Raw genomic sequence first — 20,599 nt, 5'->3', positions numbered from 1 at the left:
TGCCGCCTACGGCGACATCGCCATCCCGCGCATCGGCATGGAAGTCCTCGTCACCTTCCTCGAAGGCGACCCCGACCAGCCACTCGTCACCGGCTGCCTGTACCACAAGGAAAACGTCGTCCCCTACGACCTGCCGGCGAACAAAACCCGCAGCACCTTCAAAACCCTCAGCTCCCCGGGCGGCAAGGGCTACAACGAGTTTCGGATTGAAGACAAAAAGGGTGCCGAGCAAATCTACATCCATGCCCAGCGCGATTGGGACGAGAACATCGAGCACGACCAGAAGATCCGCGTGGGCAATGAGCGGCATGACACGGTTGAGGCCAATGCCCTGAGCGAGTTCAAGGTTGAGGAACACCGGATTACCCATCTGGATCGCATCAGTGAAATGCGCGCGGATGACCACCTGACGGTGGGCGTGACGCAGCATGTGAAGGTCGGTACGGCGCAGTTTGTGGAGGCTGGGACCGAGATTCACTATCACGCGGGTGAGAAAGTGGTGATCGAGGGTGGCATGGAGCTGACCGCCAAGGCGGGTGGGAGCTTTGTGAAGGTCGATGCGGGTGGAGTGACCATCAGCGGGGCTGAGGTGAAGGTGAATACCGGTGGTGCGCCGGGTGTGGGGACCGGGATCGGGATTTTGGTGCCGTTGATTCCGGGGTTGGCTGACAAGGATAGGTTCGGGAAGTTACTTGAGAGTGCCCCGCGCAGTCACAAAGCGAGGTATCTGCTTCAGGACGAGAAAACTGGAAAGCCTTTAGTAGGAAGCCCTTACACATTGAAGTTGGCCGACGGCACGCTGATTTCTGGCTACACAAACAAAGAAGGAAAAACTTTCCTGGCTCATAGTGCTGAACCGACTGAAGTAGAACTGTTAACACCAATTCGTAAGCCTGAGCCGGAAGAGCAACTGATAAGGGCAGGTGAAAGTGCGCCAAAGGAAATGATCCTGGACTTCAAAAACGCCAATTTGGAGGGCTGACACATGGCAATCATGCAACCACCTCAGACGCCGCAAGGATGCACAAGCACCAGTATTGAAGGTACGATCAAAGAGGCGCCACTGCCCAATCCTGAAAATAAGCCTTATTTGATGGAGAAAGCAAACTATGCCTCGCGATTTCCAAAATTATCTATAAAGAAAGCCAAAGATGGTGGCGTGACAGGTCTGGAGCTTAAACAGCTTGTCATGAGCGGATTAATTCGCGCAGACGAATACCGCTGGGATTTTCTCTGGGACTATAAAGCAGAAGTGTGCTTTGACATGGCATCCCTTCCTCCCAAACCATTTCTGAGTTCATCATGGGTTGGTAACGACACGAATCCTGATCCTTTGAGGCGACACACTCTATTTCCCTTTCCGAAAGGATCAGTGAAAGGACTATTACGGCGCCCGGACGTCATAATCGTCAAAAGTCGCAGCCTGCGCTGGCCCGGACGAGCCGGGGTAGACCATCAAGGCGTTCACCACCCAGATAATCTGGCAAGACTTGTAGAAGTGAAATTTCCCGGAGATGTTCTTGGTCTGGCTCAGCGTGAAGCCTATCTAGACATAGCAGGCGACTCTAATCGTTTCTCGGTCTTGGAAATAAATGATTGTCGTGATGACGGTGAACGCGAACGCGATAGACAATACAATAAAGAACATAAACCGACCGGAGAGTTTAATCCTCTACAATGGCCGGTTTTACTACCACCTGCAGGTGGACCAAGACAAGCACCTCGACCGGCTCCTGTTCCGGTGCCAGCGTACGGTCCGACAGCTACCCCCAAACCCGCACACGTTGAGAGTTGGACCCAGCAGGTACAAGAGGCTGTAGATGGACTACTGGAACAGGGAGCTAAAGGCATTCGTACGCTTTCGAATGAGGTTCAACAACACCTGGAAGATGCTGCCATCTGGCTTGGAGTTAAAGGGCAATGGATTAGACGCGAGTCTAAAAAAGCTTGGGAGTGGGTCAGTGAAACGGGCGCTCAAATCATTAGTTGGACGGATGAACAACTTCGCGCTGCGTGGAAAGAGATTCAGCATTACACAGATCTGACCCTTGAAAAGCTAAAAGAAATTGACTGGATGCAAGTATTGATTGGTGTCGGAACCATTGTAGCCACGGTGGTCGTTGCCTTCGCCATTGGGACCGCACTCGTAGCAGCAGGGGTTCCTGCTGCAATAGTTGCCGCCATACTGGTTATCGTCCGATTAGCACAAGTGTCTTGGGCCTTGTTAGCGAGTATTTTGGGTGGCGCGGCCGTGACTGCAGCGGTGTCTGCCGGATAAACAGAGAAAACTATGAACACATTGGAAAAACTGACTGAGCGAGCTCCTGACCTGATGTTTGAATTACCGGATGGTACTCCGGTTGTCAGATTAGGATTGATCGTCACCTTATATTTCAAAGAAGGCTATACGCTGCAAAGCAAACAGGCCGTCATGCAGTGTTTCGCAAGATTCAAAGAGGAATTTGGTCAGCATCTTAAAGGTCAGTTTGATGATCGATATAAAAAGCTTACTGATGCGAGCTTCGATAAAAAAATCTCAAAAATCCTCGAGACGGGTCCAAATGAGCAGTACGAATGGCACATCAGTAGCGCTGCGACGGCTAACGAAGCCGGCGAGTACAACCTGTCTGCACTGAATTCTTTTGAAGTACATGGCGATCAAAAACGCTCATTTATCAAAATGACATTGCCATGGAACATACTGCAAGCTCCCGACGGAGCTGCACGCTATCGAGACTGGATTGTTTACCTAGCCGACAAAGTCAAGGCTGAGCATGGATATGGCGGACTATCCAGCATCTTGCCCTTTGACTTCGATAGCTATATGCCCATGGAATACCAGTTGGCTCAGCAATTCACTGGCCTTGAAGTTGACTCTTTGGTGACAAATTTCAAACGAGAACTGCTTGACCATATTAAAGGAATAAATTGGTATACCGTCGTAGGCAATCGATTTGCGGAACAGTTGGGCGGTATAGATGCGATAAATCATTCGTTTAGCGGTCGTGGCGACGTAGAAGTACTGAAATATCAATATGGTTTGATTGTTCGCGCCGGCGAACTTCCCGATCTAGGCCCTATTAATGAGCCATTGCCGACGGCGTATATCGCAGTAAATCGCGTTTTTAAACCACTGCGTATCCCCACACCTAATCAATTGCATACATATACTCCTTACGGGAATTGTTTCGAAGAAGACAGCACTGTACGTTGGTACGCTCGGTTCGATCAGGACGACAGTTTTTCTAAATCACCCGCTCGGCTTGAGGCAGGTCAACCTTGCAGTGTTGCCGGTTACTGGTTCACCCCTGCACAAAAAGATTCTCGTCGACACTTCAATCAGGGAGAAATTTTACCGAGCTTCAGCGGCTCGAGTTGGGGCGATACTCTTTGGTATTGGTCAGGCGAAGAATAAGTAACCTAGCTACTTACTCAGCGCCAACTTTCAGGCGCTGAGTATGAAAGGAAAACATTTAAAGCGAGCAGGCAGATTTTCCAGAACCTCACGGTGCCGAAGATCATCGCCCAGGTGCTGGAAGATCGCGGCATTCTGGCCGACGCCTACAGCTTCCAGCTCAACGCCGAGTATCCGCAGCGCGATTACTGCGTGCAGTACGACGAGTCCGACCTGCATTTCATCCAGCGCCTGTGCGAAGAGGAAGGCATTCACTTCCACTTCCAGCACAGCAGCAGCGGGCACAAACAGGTGTTCGGCGACGATCAGACGGTGTTCCGCAAACTCAAGGCCGTGAACTACCAGCAATCAACAAACGAGAGCGATCTTTAATTAAACAGTTCGGCAACCTTGAATCCCTAAAACTTGAGGCTTGAGAGCTTGAAAAGACGACAAAAATTTCTGACCGAAAAAATGTACGAAAACTTCAAGAAAGAATACGAAGACCAGTTTGTTTTTTGGAAGGATAAACTTTTCAAGGCGGATTCTCCTGCACAAGAAAAATCGCTAAGAGCAAAAAACTTCCAAACGCTTTACTTGGGAAATATTTTTATGCTCTATACCGCCGGCGAAGATATCAAAAACCTAGAATCCCCATTGGAAACCTTGATTGAAAGCTACGAAGAATTACAGGAAAAGCTCGCAATTTACGAAAAAATACCTAACATCACCCCTCTGACTATAGATGACTGGTTAGATGAGTACGAAGAATGCGTGCAAGTGATAAGCCTGTGCATTCTTCTTCACCGTACTGACTTATTAAAGCGTTTTGTACTACTAATCGATAATGCAGGGTATGCTGGCGTAGACACTCTATATGAAGATCTACTAATCAAAGTCCTTCCTGATCGTCAAGATATAGATCAGTGGTATCACGACGTTTACACACCACTAATCCAAGCAATTTACGCAGAAGATAAACAGGAGGCTTCCAACCACCTGAACACCTATTGCAAAAATTGGTATCCAGCCTTTGAACAGGCGCCTTGGCATGATACGCATAGTGATGGCGACGAAGGAAATTACGTTGGGTACTGGGCGCTTGAAGCCGGAGCTATAGCGTTTCTTTATGGGATAGATGACAGCAACATTAGTCACATGGTTTACCCGAAAGATTTAGTGGAATATGCAAGAAACTACAAACCCGCCAATGCTGCTGAAGTCTCCCGTATAGACGCGGGACAACCATGTAGCAAAACAGGCTACTGGTTCACCCCCTCTCAGGCAGAATCCCGTCGCCACTTCAATCAAGGTGAAATCATGCCGAGCTTCAGTGATTCGAAATGGGGCGATACGATTTGGTATTGGTCAGGCGAAGAATAAGTAGCCCTGCCATTCGCTCAGAGTTAACTTTCAGACTCTGGGAGAAGTATGCAGAAATAGACTATGACTACCCCGGCCGCTTCACCACCCGCGAGCGCGGCAAATTCCTCTCGACCCGCGCCCTTGAACGTCATCGCAGCGACTACAAACTCGCCGAAGGCAAAGGTGACGAACCAACCCTGACCAGCGGCCACTTCCTGACCCTGGCCGAACACCCGCGCGCCGAATGGAACGACTTGTGGCTGCAGCTGGAAGTCTTCCACGAAGGCAAACAACCGCAAGTGCTCGGTGAAAACGTCACCAGCGACGTCACCGACAGCAAAAGCGATTTCCACCAGGGCTACCGCAATCAGGCAAGCACTAAAACATAACTAAAAGGAACTGAAAGCGCTTGAAGAAACACTCCTGACGATTACACGCTTGAGCTCTACAAAGCTGACATTGGCTGAAATCTACGCGATTGCACGGCACTGCCGGAGCTGCAAAAGCATATCGATCGTTGGGCTGAGCATCGGGAGAATCAGGAGTCGGTACGATTGGCACAAATTCCACGATCCACCACGACAAGCATGGCTTGAGGCGGCATCACGATAATGGTTTGATGCAAACGGCCTATGCAGTTGGAGGGAAGTCTCGTCTGACTTCCCTCCAACCCTGATTCTAGAATTTCAAACCGGCGCCTTCCAATCCAGCATCTGCTGCTGTGCCACCTGCAGCAAATCATTGCCATCCTGCGCCAGCAGATACAGCGCATGGGTAATGTGTGGAATGTCCTGAACATCGCCATGGCGGAAGCACAAGCAGTGCAGGGTTTCGAGCAGGTCGCTGCAGGCGCGGATGCGCTGGACGGCAGCTTCGAGGATGTCTTGGGGGTTGGCTTGGGTGTCGATGACCATTGGCGCGCTGTCGGTGACGCCGCTGTTGAGCGGGTGATAGCGGTTTGGAAGCGGATTTAGTATTCGCATATTGATTACTCGATTGTTTCGAAAGTAACCCGCCAGCACCGTGACCAAACGATGGGAGGCGGACCGTGTACAGGCTTGGTCAACCGAGAACAATCAACTCAGCTCGCCCGAAGGCGTCCTGCACACGGCCACCACAGCAATGCACTACACGGTCAAAGAACTCCGCGGTGCAAATGATGGCACATATGCAATCGATTATTCTCAGGTGACCAAACCCGAATCGCTGATTTTGCAGCGACGCCAAACCATAACCGCCCCGTTCCCGCCGCCGGAAGCAGACAAAGCATCCATCCTTGTAGGAATCGGCACCGCATTCCCGAGAAATCATCCCTCTGCCAGACAGCCGGCGTTCAGCGAGGTTAACCATCGCTTAACGCCGCAGTCCAAGACTGTACTGAACCGCACACCTCAGCTCCTGGCTGACGCCGAGTGCGGCAGGTTCGGCTGTATGGCGCCGAACGCTTATTCCGTCGCACGGGAGTCCAATTCATGAACATTCGCACGCTATTGTTTACCTCCGCCCTCGCCTGCACCGCATTCGCCGGGCTGGCTCAGGCCAATGACACCAACGCTGCTACCCAGCCCGTTCCCTATCAGTACGGCATGCCGTTGCATGTGAACAAAGTGATTTCCCTGACCGAGCCACAGACTCAGCAGTGCAAGGTCATCACCGCCGACATGAAGTACATCGACAATGCAGGCAAGCCGGCGGAAATCACCTACCGGAAAATGTCTGACGCCTGCAGCTTCCAGAACTGACAGAAGGCTCTGATTTGCGGCTTTGCGGTAGGCGGTGAAGGGCTCGCGGGTTATGCTCGGGGTCACTTCTCACTGCCGCAAGGACTCGCCATGCAGTTGTCGTTTCGCACTTTGTCGATCATCACGTCTTTGTTGTGTTTCGTACTGGCGCTGGCTTGGGGCTTTTTCCCGCAGGTGTTGCTGGCGATCTGGAGCATTGAGTATTCGTTCGCTGCCGGTTTTGTAGCGCGGCGCAGTGCGGTGCTGTTTGCGGCGTTGGGGGTGATGTTTTATCTGGTGCGCAGCGCGCCGCCGTCGCTGGGTCGCAATGCCCTGAGCAACGGGTTTATATTCGGTTGTTTTGGTCTGGCGGTACTGGGTTTTGGCGAATGGCTCAACGGCCATGCCGGCCCCGGGATTCTGCTCGCGGTGCTGGTCGAGTTCGCGCTGGGCCTTGGCTTTGTGCAGGCCCGGCGCGTGACGGTCGAACTGGGTGAAACGGTGAGTTAAAGCGCTCTGGAGCGAGGACTGTAATGCTGTGGTGTGGTTTGTTGCGCCAGATCCGAACGCAGGCCGGCAATCAGTTCATTGATCTCGCGACAGCCATTGAGATGGCTGGCGTCGATACCGCTGACGTGCAGATCAACCTGGTCAGTCTGGTGGTCACCGAAGACCTTGACGGTCATCGACAGGTCTGGCGACAGCGTGCACTGGCAGCGTTTAGGCAAAAAACTGCTTTCAATGATATTGCGTAGTTCCAAGGCAGACAGAAACATGGTGAACCTCTCCTTATTGATGAAACTGCCAATCAACTCTTCACGTTGACCGCTTTTGCTGCCCCTGCACGGGTGTGTCCCCGCTGATTCCCTGGTGCGGCAAACGGTTGTACTGCGAAATGCCCATTGGAGTGTAGGCGCCCGAAGCCGGTGCGCTGCACCAAAGCGACGCATAAAACGTGCCTTTCATCGGGTCATTTCGACCCTCATGAAATCAAGCACTTGGCGCGCTGGCCAGCAGTTGGCCAGTTGCAAAATGCAAGATCGACCTTCCTGAGCACTGCAATTTGCAAGTCGACGCCGGTTTGCATTCATCGCTGATGACAGTGAGAATGCCCGACATCCACCCTACACCCGCCAGGAGGCTTTCATGGGTTCTTTACGCGCTCGCGCGACAATCGGTCTGCTCGTTGCCGGCCTGTCTACCCTCGCCCACGCGGCCAAACTCGAAGACGTCGCGCCGTATCCCAAGGCGGAAAACGGCTTCACCCGCCAAGTCATCTACCTACCCAAACAGGATCAGGAGGAGAACTTCCAGGTTGAAGTGCTCGCCGGCAAAACCCTGGAAGTCGACTGCAATCGCCAGCGCCTGGGCGGCGCTCTGGACGAGAAAAACCTCGAAGGCTGGGGCTATCCGTTCTACCGTCTGGAAAAAGTCATTGGCCCGATGAGTACCATGATGGCCTGCCCACCCGGCACCGCGAAGAAACGCGCGTTTGTTCCGGTCGTCGGTGACGGCTTCATGCTGCGCTATAACAGCAAGCTGCCGCTGGTGATTTACGCGCCGAAAGATGTCGAGGTGCGCTATCGCATCTGGTCGGCTTCGGACAAGGTCGGCACCGCCATCGTGGAATGATCTGAAACAGGGAGCACCAACCGTGATTACCTGCCATGTGCGATACGTGATCGATCCGTACCAACTGACCGAATTCGAGGCCTACGCCAAGGCCTGGCTGGGCATCGTCGAGCGCTTGGGCGGTACTCATCACGGCTATTTTCTGCCCTCCGAGGGCGCGAGCAACATCGCTTATTGCCTGTTCAGCTTTCCCTCGCTGGCCGATTACGAAAGCTACCGGCACATCGCGCTGACCGACCCGGAAAGCACGGCGCTGGTGGAATCACTGGTGCAGAAGAAATTCATCGTCAGCTACGAGCGCAGTTTCCTGCGCCCACTGCTGCCCTGAGCGGTATCACGCCGGCACGCCGCACACTGCGGCGCGCTCGGCGACGTGGCGCAGGCTGTCGAAGTTGATATTCGCACCCGAGTCGATCGCGACGAAGGTCTGCTCGCGAACACCGCTGCGCGCCACGTATTGCTTGATGCCGGCCACCGCCAATGCCCCGGAAGGCTCGGTGATCGAGCGGGTATCGTCGTAGATATTCTTGATCGCCGCGCACAGCTCGTCATTGCTGACAGTGACCACCTCGTCCACGCAAAACCGGCACACCTCAAATCCATAAGCGCCGATCTGCGCCACCGCCACGCCATCGGCGAACGTTCCGACACTGGGCAACACAACGCGCGCATCCGCTTGCAGCGCCGCCTTCAGGCAGGCCGAATGCTCCGATTCGACACCGATGATCCGTACCTCCGGTCGCAGGTATTTGACGTACGCCGCGATGCCGGCGATCAGCCCGCCCCCGCCCACCGGAACGAAGATCGCATCCAGCGGCCCCTGATGCTGACGGAGGATTTCCATGGCCACCGTGCCTTGGCCGGCGATCACGTCCGGGTCGTCGAATGGAGAGACAAAGGTGCGCCCGGTCTGCTCGGCGAGTTGCAGCGCATGGGCCAGGGCAAACGGAAAACTCTCGCCGTACAGCAGCGCCTCGGCACCCCGACTTCGTACCCCAAGCACCTTGAGTTCGGGGGTGGTCGAGGGCATGACGATGGTCGCCGCGATCCCCAGCTCGCGCGCTGCCAGCGCCACGCCTTGGGCATGGTTGCCCGCCGAAGCGGTGATCACCCCGCGCGATTTCTGCGCATCGCTCAGTTGAACCAGCTTGTTGTAGGCGCCACGGATCTTGAAGGAGAACGTCGGTTGCAGGTCTTCGCGCTTGAGCAGGATCCGGTTGCCCAGCGCCTCGGACAGCGCCGGCGCCGCTTGCAACGGCGTGCGCACGGCAATGTCGTAGACCGGCGCGGCGAGGATCTTTTTCACGTACTGCTCAAGCAGGGTTTGCTGGTCGGGGCTGTGCGGCATGATCGTCTCCTGACGTTTTGATCAGAACCCCGTAGACAGAAAATGAAAACCCGCCTCTAGGGCGGGTTGGGTGCTGCAGTCGTGAGCTAGCCCGCCAAATGAGGAATGGCGGTAATAATGCTTGGCTGGCAGCGCAATACGGTGGAAGTCATGGGCCTGAAATTAGCCCGGCGGCGGCCGGCGAGTCAATGGCTTATTTGCGGACGCCAAGGTAGGCTGGCGATTCTGCTCATCACCCCAAGGAAGGAATGCATGATGTCTGTCGCCCTGCCCCTCACTGCGTTGATTGCGTTTACTGGCTACACCGTATCGGTGATGCTCCAGGCCGAACAGTCGTTGATCGACTTCGGTATCAGCCTGATGTCGCGTCCGGACACGGCGCAGGTGGTGATTGATCTGTATCTGCTGGCGACGCTGGCCGGGGTATGGATGGTCAAGGATGCGCGAGCGCGAGGAATGTCGATCTGGTCGGTGGTGCCGTATCTGTTGCTGACGGCGGTGTTTGTGTCGATTGGGCCGTTGTTGTATCTGGTGGTGCGTGGGGTTCGGGAGCGCCGGAAAGTGATTGTGCCAGATCCGGCGAGCTGATCCTGAGTCTCCGGTGCTGCTGAAATAGCTTTCGCGAGCAAGCCCGCTCCCACAAGGGATTTGTATCAGGCACAGATCCCGTGCCAACCCGCAATCCACTGTGGGAGTGAGCTTGCTCGCGAAGGCGTCGGCCAAGTCACCACCGATCACTGGGCCAACCGCCGCAGCCCAAACAACATTACCCCCGCCCCCAGCAACATCACCAGCAGAAACACCGGGTAGGAAATCCACCACGGCGTACCCGCCGTCATCATGCTGAACTCGGACATCCCGCCAATGCTCGCAATCAGGTTCAACGGCAGAAACACTACGTTGATCAACGTCAACTTGCGCAGCAAGTTGTTCATGCTGTTATTCATCAAGTTTCCGCGCGCATCGATCAGCCCCGAGAACACCGTGGAGTAGATCTCCGCCTGCTTGTAGCACTGGTTATTCTCGATGATCAGGTCGTCGATCAGCCCGATCGCTTCACTGCCGAAATGCTGTTTTTCCGCGTGATTGCGCAGCCGCGTCAGCACCGCGCCGTTGCTGTGCAGGGCATTGATGTAATAGATCAGGCTTTCGCTGAGGTTGAACATCTGCACCAGATGCTGGTTCTGCATCGAGGCGTTGAATTTCTGTTGAAGCTCGCGGGCCACCAGTTTGATCACCTTCAGATGGCCGAGGTAGTGATGGATGTTGTTGAACAGCAAATCGAGCAGCACATCCAGCGGTGCATTGAGCGGCTGGCGCGTGCCGATGCCGTGCAGCGGCGTGTCGTCGGTGGCGATCACCAGCAGTTGCCCGGGCGCGAACAGCAGGCCGCAGGACGACACCTCAAACGCCAGGCTGCCACCGCCGGAATAGTTTTCCGGACGTTTCCAGATCAGGAACAAGTGATCGGGGTGAAACTCGATTCGCGAGACCTCGTCCGGGTCCAGCGCCGAGGCCAACGCGTGTTCGTCGACCTTGTAGTGGCTGTGCAGCAAATCGCGCTCGGCCGCATCGGGATTGCTGAACAGCATCACCTCGGCGTCCAGCCGCTCGACCCGCTGCAACGCGCCATGACTCAATGCGAAACTGCTGATCATCGGCGCTTCACCAGGCCTGGCCGCGACGCTTGAGCTCCAGCCGTCGCACGAACTCCTCCAGCACCAGTGAATACAGATCGTCCTGCAAGTAGGCGTCTTCGATACCGGCATCGAGGTTGGGGTTGTCGTTGACCTCGATTACTACCACTTTGTCGCCGGCCTGTTTCAGGTCCACCCCGTAGAGGCCATCGCCGATCAGGTTGGCGGTCTTGACCGCCAGTTCCACCACCGCTCGCGGCGCCTCATGGACCGCCAGGGTGCGGCACTCGCCGTTGATGTCCTGGCCCTTGGCTTTGTGGTTGTAGATTTGCCAGTGGCCCTTGGACATGAAGTACTGGCAGGCGAAGATCGGTTTGCGGTTGAGCACGCCGATGCGCCAGTCGTACTCGGTGTAGAAAAACTCCTGAGCCAGCAGCAACACCGAGTGCTCGAACAGTTCGGCGGTGGCTTCGAGCAACGCCTGCTGGCTTTCGACCTTGATCACTCCGCGAGAAAAACAGCCATCGGGGATCTTCAGCACCAGCGGAAAACCGAGGCGTTCGCCGACCCGCTCGAAGTCTTCCGGTCGTTCCTTGTAGAGAATTTCGGTGGCGGGCATGCCCAGTTGGTGGCTGTTGAGCAGGTCGGTCAGATACACCTTGTTGGTGCAGCGCAGGATCGACGTCGGATCATCCATGACCACCAGCCCTTCGCTTTCGGCTTTTTTTGCAAAGCGATAGGTGTGGTTGTCGACGCTGGTGGTCTCGCGGATCAGCAAGCCGTCGTACTCGGCGATCCGCGCATAATCCCTGCGCTCGATCAGTTCGACGTCGATGCCCATGCGTTTGCCGACCCGCACGAAGTTTTCCAGCGCCTTGGCGTTGGATGGCGGCAAGGCTTCCTGCGGATCGTGCAGGATCGCCAGGTCGTAGCGCGCCACTTGTGGCGAGCGTGGCGCCCGCCAGACTTTACGGCTGAAGCCGTCCAGCGCATTGGCGAACTGATCTTCTTGGTCATCACGCAACTTGTGCAGAGCGCCGGACTTTATGCCCTCGATGTGCCAACCGTTAGTTCGCCGAAACTCAACTAACAGAATCGGACACGGGAACACTTCAAACAACTGTCGAGCCAGATCCTGCAGCGGCTCGATATGCGTCTTGCCGAAGTAAAGAGTCAAGGTGAAACCTTCGGTATCGCTGTAAAGGTGATGACTGAGGGCCTTTTCCAGGGTTTTATCGAGATCGTCCAGTGCCAGACCGTAAAGCGATTTTTTGGTCAGCTCGCTGATGGTACGTACCGATGGAATCACCTTGTGGCCGCGGGCTTCAGCCAGCAGCGAGCAGTAGTAACCGTGGCCCAGGTACTTGTAGCTGCGGCACAGATTGATCACCTGCACCCGCTTGCCCGGCTCGCTGTCACGGGTTTGCTCGAGGTATTCCTGAGCCGTGACGATGTCCTCGCTGGGAAAGTACGAGGCCCAGTCTTCCTTGCGTTCGACGATAATCAACACTTGACTGGAAGTTCTGATGGCTGGATTTAAAAAAGTTGCCGCCGGCAAACTTTGCTCGGATACTTCGCGCCAATGACCCTGTACCGCTGACATAGAGATTGATCCGTTGGAGAACAAGACCATTTCTATTAAGCACGAAGTTTTTCGAAAGTCCCGTTTCGTTACGCAACTTTTACGGTGGTCATATGAATGCTGTTTTTCGTTTGGCGGTAGTTGAAGATCTGCCAGCGTTGCTGGCCCTGGAAATGCAATGTTTCACCACCGACCGGCTCACCAGCCGCAGCTTTCAGTGGATGATCACCCGCGCCCATGCGCAGCTAATGGTCGCCGAGATCGACGGTCGATTGCTCGGCTACGCACTGGTGCTGTTTCATCGCGGCACCTCGCTGGCGCGCCTGTACTCGATCGCCATTGCTGGCGAGGCTCGCGGCAGCGGTTTGGGCAAACAGTTGCTGCAACGTATCGAGGCCTGCGCCGTCGAGCATGACTGCGCATACCTGCGTCTTGAAGTGCGTATCGACAACCCCACCGCCATCGCGCTTTACGAGCGCAACGGCTACCGACGCTTTGCGTTGATTCACGATTACTACGAGGACCACGCCGATGCGCTGCGCCTGGAAAAGCGCATTGTTCAGCATCGTGATTCGCGCAACATCAAGGTGCCCTATTACCCGCAAACCACTGAGTTCACCTGTGGCCCGGCTTGCCTGCTGATGGCCATGGGCGCGCTGCAACCTGAGCGCTTGCTGGAGCGGCGTGAGGAATTGCAGATCTGGCGTGAAGCGACCACGGTGTTCATGACCTCCGGCCATGGTGGCTGCAGCCCCCAGGGCTTGGCACTGGCGGCCTGGCGACGGGGGTTTCGGGTGCGTCTACAACTGAGTATGACCGGACCGTTGTTTCTCGATGGCGTGCGCGATGAGCATAAAAAAGACGTCATGCGCCTGGTGCACGAGGAGTTCACTGCGCAAATGCACGAAACCGACATCGATCGGCAGATTGGCACCCACCTGGATTTGCCGAAGTTGTTACAGGCTGGCGGACAGCCTCTGGTGCTGATCAGCAGCTATCGCCTGACCCGTTCCAAATCACCGCATTGGGTCATGGTGACCGACTGCGATGAAGACTTTGTGTATCTGCACGATCCGGATGTCGATCACAGCCAGCATCGTCAGCCGATGGACTGCCAGCATGTGCCGGTCAGCCATGGCGAGTTTGAGAAGATGAGCCGGTTTGGGCGTGGCAAATTGCGCGCGGCGGTGGTTTTGTATGCCCGGAATGAAATCTCTGGCTGACCCGTTGTAGTGAGGGGATTTAGCGAAACGTCGCACCGCCCCGATGGCGCGCGAAGCGGGCCCTCCTGAATTTTTAAGGGCCTGCTGCACAGGCCATCGGGGATAAATCCCCTCACTACAATTGAGACTGAGTGTCTGAAGTGAAGTTATTTCAGACCGATTTTGTACAACGAACCATCCTGTTCATCCGTCAGCACATACAGATAGCCATCCGGCCCCTGCCGCACATCGCGAATCCGCTGTTTCAGCTCACCCAGCAGCCGTTCCTCATGCACCACCTTGTCCCCGTCAAACTGCAAACGAATCAGCTCCTGACTGACCAGCGCGCCGATAAACAGGTTCTGCTGCCAAGGCTTGAAGCGATCAGCGTCATAGAACGCCATGCCGGAAACACCGGGGGATTTTTCCCAGACATGGTGTGGGTCAACCGCACCTTCGACGCTTTTGCCCTTGGCTTCCGGGATCGGTTGCAGCGAATAGTTGATGCCGTGGGTCGCCAGCGGCCAACCGTAGTTCTTGCCGCGCTCGATGATGTTCACCTCATCGCCGCCACGGGGGCCGTGTTCGTTTTCCCAGATAGTGCCATTCCACGGATTGAGCGCCGCGCCCTGCGGGTTGCGCTGGCCGTACGACCAGATTTCCGGACGCACACCGGATTGGCCCACGAACGGGTTGTCATCCGGCACCTTGCCGTCGGGGAAGATCCGCACGACCTTGCCCTGCAGCTTGTCGAGATCCTGCGCGGTCGGTCGGTCGTTGTTTTCGCCCAGGGTGATGAACAGATAACCGTCGCGGTCGAACACCAGTCGTGAGCCGAAGTGGTTGCCGGTCGAGAGTTTCGGCTCCTGACGGAAGATCACCTTGAAATCGCTGATCGTCTTCAGGTCATCCGACAGCCGCCCACGCCCCACCGCCGTACCGGCCTTGTCCCCGGCACCGCCGCCCTCGGCATAGGACAGGTACACCAGTCGATCCTGTTTGAAGTCCGGCGACAGCACCACGTCGAGCAAACCGCCCTGGCCCTTGGCCCAGACCTTCGGCACGCCACTGATGGGCTCGGAACGCTTGCCGTCGGCTGTAATCAGCCGCAGGGTTCCCGGCCGCTCGGTCACCAGCATGCCCTGACGATCTGGCAGAAACGCCAGCGCCCAAGGGTGCTGAAGGCCTTGAGTAACCGTGGTGACTTCAAGGGTGCCCTGCTCGCTTTGCAACTCTTGTGGAGCAGCGGCGAAAGCTGGAGCGCTGATCAGCGCGCTGGCGCACAGCGTGGCTAGAAGGGTTTTACGCAACATGCACGATTCCTTTTGTTCATTTCAAAGGCTGACAGGGACGCAGTCCCGCCGTTCAACGGTTGCGGTCTCCATCGCGTGGCGGTGGGTTGGGGATGAATCTGGGCGACGTACTCGGGACCGAACGTTGCTGCTGACCATTGCCAATCCCGCCGTTGCCAACGGTGGGCGTACTGGGTACCGGCACCGTATTCGGCCCGCGAATCGCCGGCGCGCTGGGCTGCGTGCCCTGCATGCTGTTGGGATTGGCCCGGCGGATCGGGCTGTTGTAGGGATTGTTGTTGGTGCCGGTGGGACTTTGCGCCAGCAATAGCGGCGCGGACGGTGCCGCGACGTCGGCATGCGCCAGACCGGCCCCAAGGAGCAGAACGATAATGCCTGGCAGTATTCGGTTCATGGGGTGGCCTCGCGGTGCACAGGTGATAGAGCCTTCGAGTCCACGCTACGCCCCGGGTTCGGATTTGTTAACCCGTCGTCCTTAAACAAGATGTAACACGGCTTGACCGGCAACGCCGCGCGCCACGCAAATGCCGGAAACTTTCGCACTGCGCCACAGGTCACCTGATCATCACTTGGAGAACTCACCATGGCTCGGGCAATCTGGAAAGGCGCGATCAGTTTCGGACTGGTACACATCCCTGTCGCGCTGGTGTCGGCAACCTCTTCGCACGGCGTGGACTTTGACTGGCTCGACAGCCGCAGCATGGATCCGGTGGGTTATAAACGGGTAAACAAGGTCACCGGCAAGGAAGTCACCAAGGAGCACATCGTCAAAGGTGTGGCCTATGAAAAGGGCCGCTACGTGGTGCTCAGCGAGGAAGAGATCCGCTCGGCGCACCCGGTGTCGACGCAGACCATCGACATTTTCTCCTTCGTGGATGCCGAGCAGATCCCGCTGCAGAACATCGACACACCCTACTATCTCGCACCTGACAAGCGCGGCGGCAAGGTCTACGCGTTGCTGCGTGAAACATTGAGCAAAACCAACAAGGTCGCCCTCGCCCGCGTCGTCCTGCACACTCGGCAATATCTGGCAGCACTGATGCCGCTGGAATCGGCGCTGGTGCTGGTCAAACTGCGCTGGCCGCAGGAGGTGCGTGGCCTTGATGAGCTGGAGCTGGGCAGCGAAGTGACCAAACCGCAACTGGCCAAGGGCGAGTTGGACATGGCTAAACGTCTGGTGCAGGACATGAGCGGGGACTGGAGCCCGGAGGACTACAAGGACGAGTTTGAAGACAAGATCATGGCCCTGGTCGAGAAAAAGGCCCATGAAGGCAAGATCGAGGATGTCGAGACCGTGGGTGGCGAGGAGGAGCGCAAGTCTGCGGATGTTATCGACTTGACCGAGTTGCTTAAACGCAGCCTGGGCGGTAAAGCGCGGGCCAAAGCGAAGGCAAAAGAAAAGCCTGCCAGTAAGGCTGCGCCGGCGAGGAAGACCAAAAAGGCTTCTGGGGAATAGTCAGAACCGGTTCCTGTCAGCAAGCTGACAGGTTGGCTTTGAGAGACTCATCAGCAGCAAAGGCGAATTGCGGAGGTCAGATCAAAATGAAGATCGCCAGCAAACCGCCGAAGATCGCCCATTTTTCCATGTAGTAACGCGCACGATTACGCTTCTTCAGCTCTTTACCGCGCAGGCGAACCTTGTAGATTTTGGTAAACAGGCGGTTGATCCCGCCAGTGCGGTCACCAGCGTCATTCGGCGCACCGGCCGCCGACATCACGGTACGGCTGAACCAACTGTTGAACGCCGCCGCCCAGCGATATTTCATCGGGCGCTCAATGTCGCAGAACAGGATGATGCGGTTTTTGTCGGTGGTGTTTTCGGCGTAGTGGATGTATGTCTCATCGAACATTACCGCCTCGCCGTCGCGCCAGTGGTAGCTCTCGCCGTCGACATTGATGTAGCAACCGGCGTCGTTCGGCGTGTCGAGACCCAGGTGGTAGCGGTACGAACCGGCATACGGGTCACGGTGGCGAACCAGTTTCGAACCCGGTGGCAGCTCGGCGAACATCGCCGCCTTGATCGAACCGATGCTCTGCACCAGCTCAGTGGTGCGCGGGCACAGCTTCATCGCCGACGGATGGCTCTCGCCGTACCATTTCAAGTAGAAACGCTTCCATCCACTTTTGAAGAACGAATTGAAACCGACGTCATCGTACTGATTCGAGCGCTTGATCTCACCGGCGCGCAGCAGGTTCTGCCCTTCCTGGCGAATTTCTTCCCAATGCGCCTGCAACGGGCTCAGGTCCGGAAACTCGGACGGATCGAGATACGGCTTGTTCGGCTTCTTCGAAAACAGGTACAGGAAGCAGTTGATCGGGGCCAGAAACGTCGAGTGATCGCTCAGTTGACGGCCCAGTTTGTGACGCACACGTCCACGAAGGTGAACGTATGCAATCGAAATGACATAAATAGCGGCAATGATGAGTTTCACGGAAATCGTCACACGTCAAAAGTGAACAAACTGCGCGCCTGCCGGCCGGAGGCCCAGGGTCTGATGCAGTGGCATGAATACAAATACTATCCCGGTGGCACTTCCTTGAGCCCATGCCGTTAGCGGCTATTGGGTAATCGGATGGCATTTTAGCCATACTTTGTAACCAATAGTGAACCTGATCTGTGAAAAACTGTCCGCTGAATCTGCCAAACAGCAGGCGCGACGTCATCGCCCTATCGTTTAAAGAGCCAGACCAGTACAATCGCCGCCAAACTTTACGCGCCCCCCTTGGTTGATGACGGGACTGTCCCGCTTCAGCGCACTTCGACTCGGGCCAAGCGCTCCAGCCGCACCCTCGCTACTCAGAACGCTTCGCAGGAAAAACCTTTGATTTCTACAGCTAACATCACGATGCAGTATTGATCGGGGCTTTCTGAGGGTTAAAGCCAGCATTTACAGGGGGTTGCGCCCGCACCAACCCCCATCATTTCGCACCATTGGCCCAAAAATTGGCCCAAGCCTCCGGCGTTCTGCCGAACTAAAATACCATCCCTGCTAATCTGGGGTCTTCCACTGAGGACGCCAAATGCAAAACTCTGACCTGCTCCCCTCCCTGCTCTTCAAGATCAACGAAAACCAGCTCGCCCTCGAAGCCGCCATCATGGAGCTGTCCAACTGGGTCGAGCAGCGCGGATCGGCAGATGTCGCCGAGAACGTGCGCGGAGCACTCTGGACGATCGACAAAAACGAGGAGTTCATCAAGATGACACTGGCGGTTTTGATGGCGCCCGAGTGACCGCTATCGAAAGCACCCCCTGTCATTGTGAAAGTGTCAGCGACCGAGGTGGTATCAGCGGTATGTCACAGAAAAACTGGCAGCACCGTTAGCACTCCCCGGCACTGGAGTGGGGCCATCTCCCGTCTGGATATAACGCGCTTTAAGAGGAACCGTAGTGGTTCCGTTGAGAACACGATTGAGCTGCACCGGTCTCCCGAGATTCATCGGAGTGCCACCGTCTTGCAATATCTGAATTGCCACGCCTTTGGCGGTGGAATCACTCGTTAGACTCAGTATGCCGTTGTCCGCGTCAATAATCGTTGAGGTCCTGTTGCCGTCAATCTGAATGTTGGCGAAGTTGCCCGAAAAATAAGCGTTAGCCCCATTTTTCGGGTAGTTGCTACCCGCGATGCAGGAATTGAGGGTGATAGCGAAAGGCTGCGCATCTGTGGTGGAGTTTTTGCCGTTAAACACTCGTTTTTCCCAATTCCCCATAGGCACATCAATCTGGTTGCCTGGGGCTGCGGGCATCGAGCAACCGGCTAATGTCACAGTGGCAGTGAAGCTTAAATCGAACATATGCCCCATGTCAGATGATCCAGTGGCCACCAGCTGGTTAATACTGTGCGTGCCCGGGGCGATCTCACCGGTCTTGATCAGCGCGTAACGCATCATGGCCTGGGACATGGTCGCCGTTGACGGTGCTGTGCGACTCATGTTGAAGGGAATGAAACGGGACGGGTTGCCCACCGGTGGCTGCCAAGCTGATGCAAAGCCTGTCATATAAATTGCCAAACCAATTCCGGGCACGTTGGTTTGTAGCAGCGCATTGCTTGGAACACTCAACACATCGACGGGCACATTTAGAGCGAGGGGGCCGATAAGGGTCGTGTTGTATGTGGCAGATCCATAGCAGCTCAGCGTATCGCCAAAGTTAAGTTGAAGCATCGTCGATGTGGTATTCAGTGTCGTACCAATCGGAACGTCCCGCGGCGCAAACACTGTACCGGCGGCAAGTGTCAATTGCTTGGGGGCGTTGTTACCCGAAACCCAGGTGCAAACGGCTAGCGCAGGCGCCGAAGCCAGCATCAGGGCTGACAAGCACACATAGCTCAGTAATCGTGATCCAATTTCCATTTCTCAGGCCCTCGTGAATGCGCCTGATCGAACCATGACCATCAGACTGCGAGTTCAGTAATTACTGGTGCGAACGCCAGTACGGGGGTGAGATTTTCGGTGGAAAACCTTGTTAGGCCTGTAGCTTGCTTCCCGTCATCTTGTAGGAAATTTCCTAGTGCGCATGGAGTGGCCTCGGAAGACCGGGAACATGCAATCCCCCCGTCTTACCGCTCAGTATTTAGTTCGAATCGACGACTGACATGCAGTTCGTCGAGCTGACCTCGCCCACCTGCCCCGCCTCAATTACTGTACATACATACAGCACCTGTACAGCGAATCTTCTTCCATGAATTTCGACCAAGCCAAATCTCTCCGGCTCCAGCAATGGCGCGCGACTCTCGACGACCAAGACTTTCGCATGCAAAACCCGGAGGCACATCGGGAAACGCTTCATCAAATGGCTGGTGCGCTACATACAGAGGGACTGATCGATCAGCTTGAGCAATTCGATATGAACGAGATGGCAGACGCCGCCTACTGGCATTCTGTAGAAGAGCTGCAAAACTCGCCGGGCCAGTACCGCGGAGCGTCGACCTACGATGTCGTGCAGGTCGACACCGGCAGGCTGCTTGGCAATATCAGCCGTTCCATCTTCAACTTCGAAAGCGACGAACCACGCGGCGCCTCGTTTCCCTACGACGGCAAGGTTTACTCTGGCGCGGACGGAGTGCGGCTGACCTTGGGGCTTTCCCGAAAGATCGGGACAATCTCGGGCCTGTTTCTGGAACTGAATGGGCGCCGGTACCAGCTCGTTGAAACCGAGCGGGTTGTTCGAGGGGTTGATTACAAGCCAATGGATGATCCGGACGTTTACCGCGCTCTGGTTGATGCGGCTCAAATCGCCAAAGAAGAGCGAGACCTACGCACTTTTGAAAAGGTGCGACCTCACATTGAGTCGGCGGCCTTCTGCATGTGCCCTGCCTGCCTCGATCAGTTTGGCGCCCGGGAAGACTGCCCAACCTGCTCCGGAAAAGGTTTTGTGACGAAGCCCGCGCCCGCGGGTCTACGCTGAA

The 20,599-nt window shown here is 55.9% G+C and carries 21 protein-coding genes and 3 pseudogenes; 15 read left to right on the top strand and 9 right to left on the bottom strand.

What is annotated here, in order from left to right:
• The 6 genes and pseudogenes from M0808_RS20615 to M0808_RS20590 all read left to right on the top strand — a co-directional run.
• A partial coding sequence (locus tag M0808_RS20615) for a phage baseplate assembly protein V (protein ID WP_247842293.1) occupies positions 1–982 on the top strand: 982 nt, incomplete at its 5' end.
• A 3-nt stretch (positions 983–985) separates the two neighbouring features.
• Positions 986–2,278: a VRR-NUC domain-containing protein gene (locus tag M0808_RS20610; RefSeq protein ID WP_247842292.1), complete on the top strand. Its 1,293-nt coding sequence runs from the start codon at positions 986–988 to the stop codon at positions 2,276–2,278.
• Positions 2,279–2,290: 12 nt separating this feature from the next.
• Positions 2,291–3,415 carry a type VI immunity family protein gene (locus M0808_RS20605; RefSeq protein ID WP_247842291.1) on the top strand — a complete coding sequence of 375 codons (1,125 nt, stop codon included), beginning with the start codon at positions 2,291–2,293 and terminating at the stop codon, positions 3,413–3,415.
• A gap of 69 nt (positions 3,416–3,484) precedes the next feature.
• A pseudogene (locus M0808_RS20600) lies at positions 3,485–3,763 on the top strand (contractile injection system protein, VgrG/Pvc8 family); the annotation flags it as partial.
• A gap of 72 nt (positions 3,764–3,835) precedes the next feature.
• On the top strand, positions 3,836–4,777 hold the full coding sequence (locus M0808_RS20595) for a PoNe immunity protein domain-containing protein (protein WP_247842290.1): 942 nt from the start codon (positions 3,836–3,838) through the stop codon (positions 4,775–4,777).
• A 59-nt stretch (positions 4,778–4,836) separates the two neighbouring features.
• Positions 4,837–5,127, top strand: a pseudogene (locus M0808_RS20590) (contractile injection system protein, VgrG/Pvc8 family); the annotation flags it as partial.
• A 318-nt stretch (positions 5,128–5,445) separates the two neighbouring features.
• Here the strand turns inward: M0808_RS20590 and M0808_RS20585 are convergent.
• The gene (locus M0808_RS20585; protein WP_247842289.1) at positions 5,446–5,742 is read right to left on the bottom strand and encodes a hypothetical protein; all 297 of its coding nucleotides are present in this window, start codon (positions 5,740–5,742) and stop codon (positions 5,446–5,448) included.
• Positions 5,743–6,231: 489 nt separating this feature from the next.
• On the opposite strand from M0808_RS20585, the gene M0808_RS20580 reads away from it, so the two are divergent.
• Positions 6,232–6,501, top strand: a complete 270-nt coding sequence (locus tag M0808_RS20580) for a DUF2790 domain-containing protein (protein ID WP_223007571.1) — start codon at positions 6,232–6,234, stop codon at positions 6,499–6,501.
• A gap of 90 nt (positions 6,502–6,591) precedes the next feature.
• The gene (locus tag M0808_RS20575; protein ID WP_247842288.1) at positions 6,592–6,990 is read left to right on the top strand and encodes a hypothetical protein; all 399 of its coding nucleotides are present in this window, start codon (positions 6,592–6,594) and stop codon (positions 6,988–6,990) included.
• Here M0808_RS20575 and M0808_RS20570 read toward each other — a convergent pair.
• Positions 6,987–7,256 (bottom strand): DUF1652 domain-containing protein, encoded by a 270-nt coding sequence (locus tag M0808_RS20570; protein WP_007964586.1) that lies wholly within the window; start codon positions 7,254–7,256, stop codon positions 6,987–6,989. The two genes, M0808_RS20575 and M0808_RS20570, sit on opposite strands and share 4 nt — an antisense overlap.
• A 370-nt stretch (positions 7,257–7,626) precedes the next feature.
• Between M0808_RS20570 and eco the strand changes: the two genes are divergently transcribed.
• Together eco and M0808_RS20560 are read left to right on the top strand one after the other, a co-directional pair.
• Complete coding sequence (gene eco / locus M0808_RS20565) at positions 7,627–8,112, top strand: serine protease inhibitor ecotin (protein WP_139053904.1); 486 nt, start codon at positions 7,627–7,629, stop codon at positions 8,110–8,112.
• 22 nt (positions 8,113–8,134) lie between these two features.
• Positions 8,135–8,440: an NIPSNAP family protein gene (locus tag M0808_RS20560; protein WP_003225174.1), complete on the top strand. Its 306-nt coding sequence runs from the start codon at positions 8,135–8,137 to the stop codon at positions 8,438–8,440.
• A 30-nt stretch (positions 8,441–8,470) separates the two neighbouring features.
• On the opposite strand, the pseudogene ilvA reads toward M0808_RS20560, so the two are convergent.
• A pseudogene (ilvA, locus tag M0808_RS20555) lies at positions 8,471–9,460 on the bottom strand (threonine ammonia-lyase, biosynthetic); the annotation flags it as partial.
• A gap of 252 nt (positions 9,461–9,712) precedes the next feature.
• Between ilvA and M0808_RS20550 the strand changes: the two are divergent.
• A complete protein-coding gene (locus M0808_RS20550; RefSeq protein WP_247842287.1) occupies positions 9,713–10,048 on the top strand; it encodes a DUF2834 domain-containing protein in 336 nt (111 codons plus the stop codon).
• Positions 10,049–10,194: 146 nt separating this feature from the next.
• Here the strand turns inward: M0808_RS20550 and M0808_RS20545 are convergent, their stop codons facing one another.
• Together M0808_RS20545 and M0808_RS20540 are read right to left on the bottom strand one after the other, a co-directional pair.
• A complete protein-coding gene (locus M0808_RS20545; protein ID WP_247842286.1) occupies positions 10,195–11,118 on the bottom strand; it encodes a magnesium transporter CorA family protein in 924 nt (307 codons plus the stop codon).
• 7 nt (positions 11,119–11,125) lie between these two features.
• Entirely contained in the window at positions 11,126–12,700 is a 1,575-nt protein-coding gene (locus M0808_RS20540) for a RimK family protein (protein WP_096796561.1), read from the bottom strand.
• Positions 12,701–12,792: 92 nt separating this feature from the next.
• Here M0808_RS20540 and rimI point away from each other — a divergent pair, with 92 nt between their 5' ends.
• On the top strand, positions 12,793–13,902 hold the full coding sequence (gene rimI, locus M0808_RS20535) for a ribosomal protein S18-alanine N-acetyltransferase (RefSeq protein WP_247842285.1): 1,110 nt from the start codon (positions 12,793–12,795) through the stop codon (positions 13,900–13,902).
• Between the two features lie 146 nt (positions 13,903–14,048).
• Here the strand turns inward: rimI and M0808_RS20530 are convergent, their stop codons facing one another.
• Positions 14,049–15,194 (bottom strand): PQQ-dependent sugar dehydrogenase, encoded by a 1,146-nt coding sequence (locus M0808_RS20530; protein ID WP_210557240.1) that lies wholly within the window; start codon positions 15,192–15,194, stop codon positions 14,049–14,051.
• A 52-nt stretch (positions 15,195–15,246) separates the two neighbouring features.
• Complete coding sequence (locus M0808_RS20525) at positions 15,247–15,588, bottom strand: hypothetical protein (RefSeq protein ID WP_247842284.1); 342 nt, start codon at positions 15,586–15,588, stop codon at positions 15,247–15,249.
• A gap of 189 nt (positions 15,589–15,777) precedes the next feature.
• Between M0808_RS20525 and M0808_RS20520 the strand changes: the two genes are divergently transcribed.
• Complete coding sequence (locus M0808_RS20520) at positions 15,778–16,650, top strand: Ku protein (protein ID WP_247842283.1); 873 nt, start codon at positions 15,778–15,780, stop codon at positions 16,648–16,650.
• A gap of 76 nt (positions 16,651–16,726) precedes the next feature.
• Here M0808_RS20520 and lpxO read toward each other — a convergent pair whose 3' ends face one another.
• Positions 16,727–17,626 carry a lipid A hydroxylase LpxO gene (gene lpxO, locus M0808_RS20515; RefSeq protein WP_098968420.1) on the bottom strand — a complete coding sequence of 300 codons (900 nt, stop codon included), beginning with the start codon at positions 17,624–17,626 and terminating at the stop codon, positions 16,727–16,729.
• A gap of 589 nt (positions 17,627–18,215) precedes the next feature.
• On the opposite strand from lpxO, the gene M0808_RS20510 reads away from it, so the two are divergent.
• Positions 18,216–18,425 (top strand): hypothetical protein, encoded by a 210-nt coding sequence (locus M0808_RS20510; RefSeq protein WP_201137575.1) that lies wholly within the window; start codon positions 18,216–18,218, stop codon positions 18,423–18,425.
• A gap of 54 nt (positions 18,426–18,479) precedes the next feature.
• Here M0808_RS20510 and M0808_RS20505 read toward each other — a convergent pair whose 3' ends face one another.
• Positions 18,480–19,544 carry a fimbrial protein gene (locus M0808_RS20505; RefSeq protein ID WP_247842282.1) on the bottom strand — a complete coding sequence of 355 codons (1,065 nt, stop codon included), beginning with the start codon at positions 19,542–19,544 and terminating at the stop codon, positions 18,480–18,482.
• Between the two features lie 328 nt (positions 19,545–19,872).
• Here M0808_RS20505 and M0808_RS20500 point away from each other — a divergent pair, with 328 nt between their 5' ends.
• Entirely contained in the window at positions 19,873–20,598 is a 726-nt protein-coding gene (locus M0808_RS20500) for a hypothetical protein (protein ID WP_247842281.1), read from the top strand.
• The last annotated feature ends 1 nt before the right edge of the window (position 20,599 follow it).

The sequence above is a fragment of the Pseudomonas sp. MWU12-3103b genome, from assembly GCF_023100615.1.
Lineage (GTDB): Bacteria > Pseudomonadota > Gammaproteobacteria > Pseudomonadales > Pseudomonadaceae > Aquipseudomonas > Aquipseudomonas putida_A.
The sequence above is the reverse complement of the archived record's forward strand: the minus strand, read 5'-3'. Positions and strand labels throughout refer to the sequence as shown.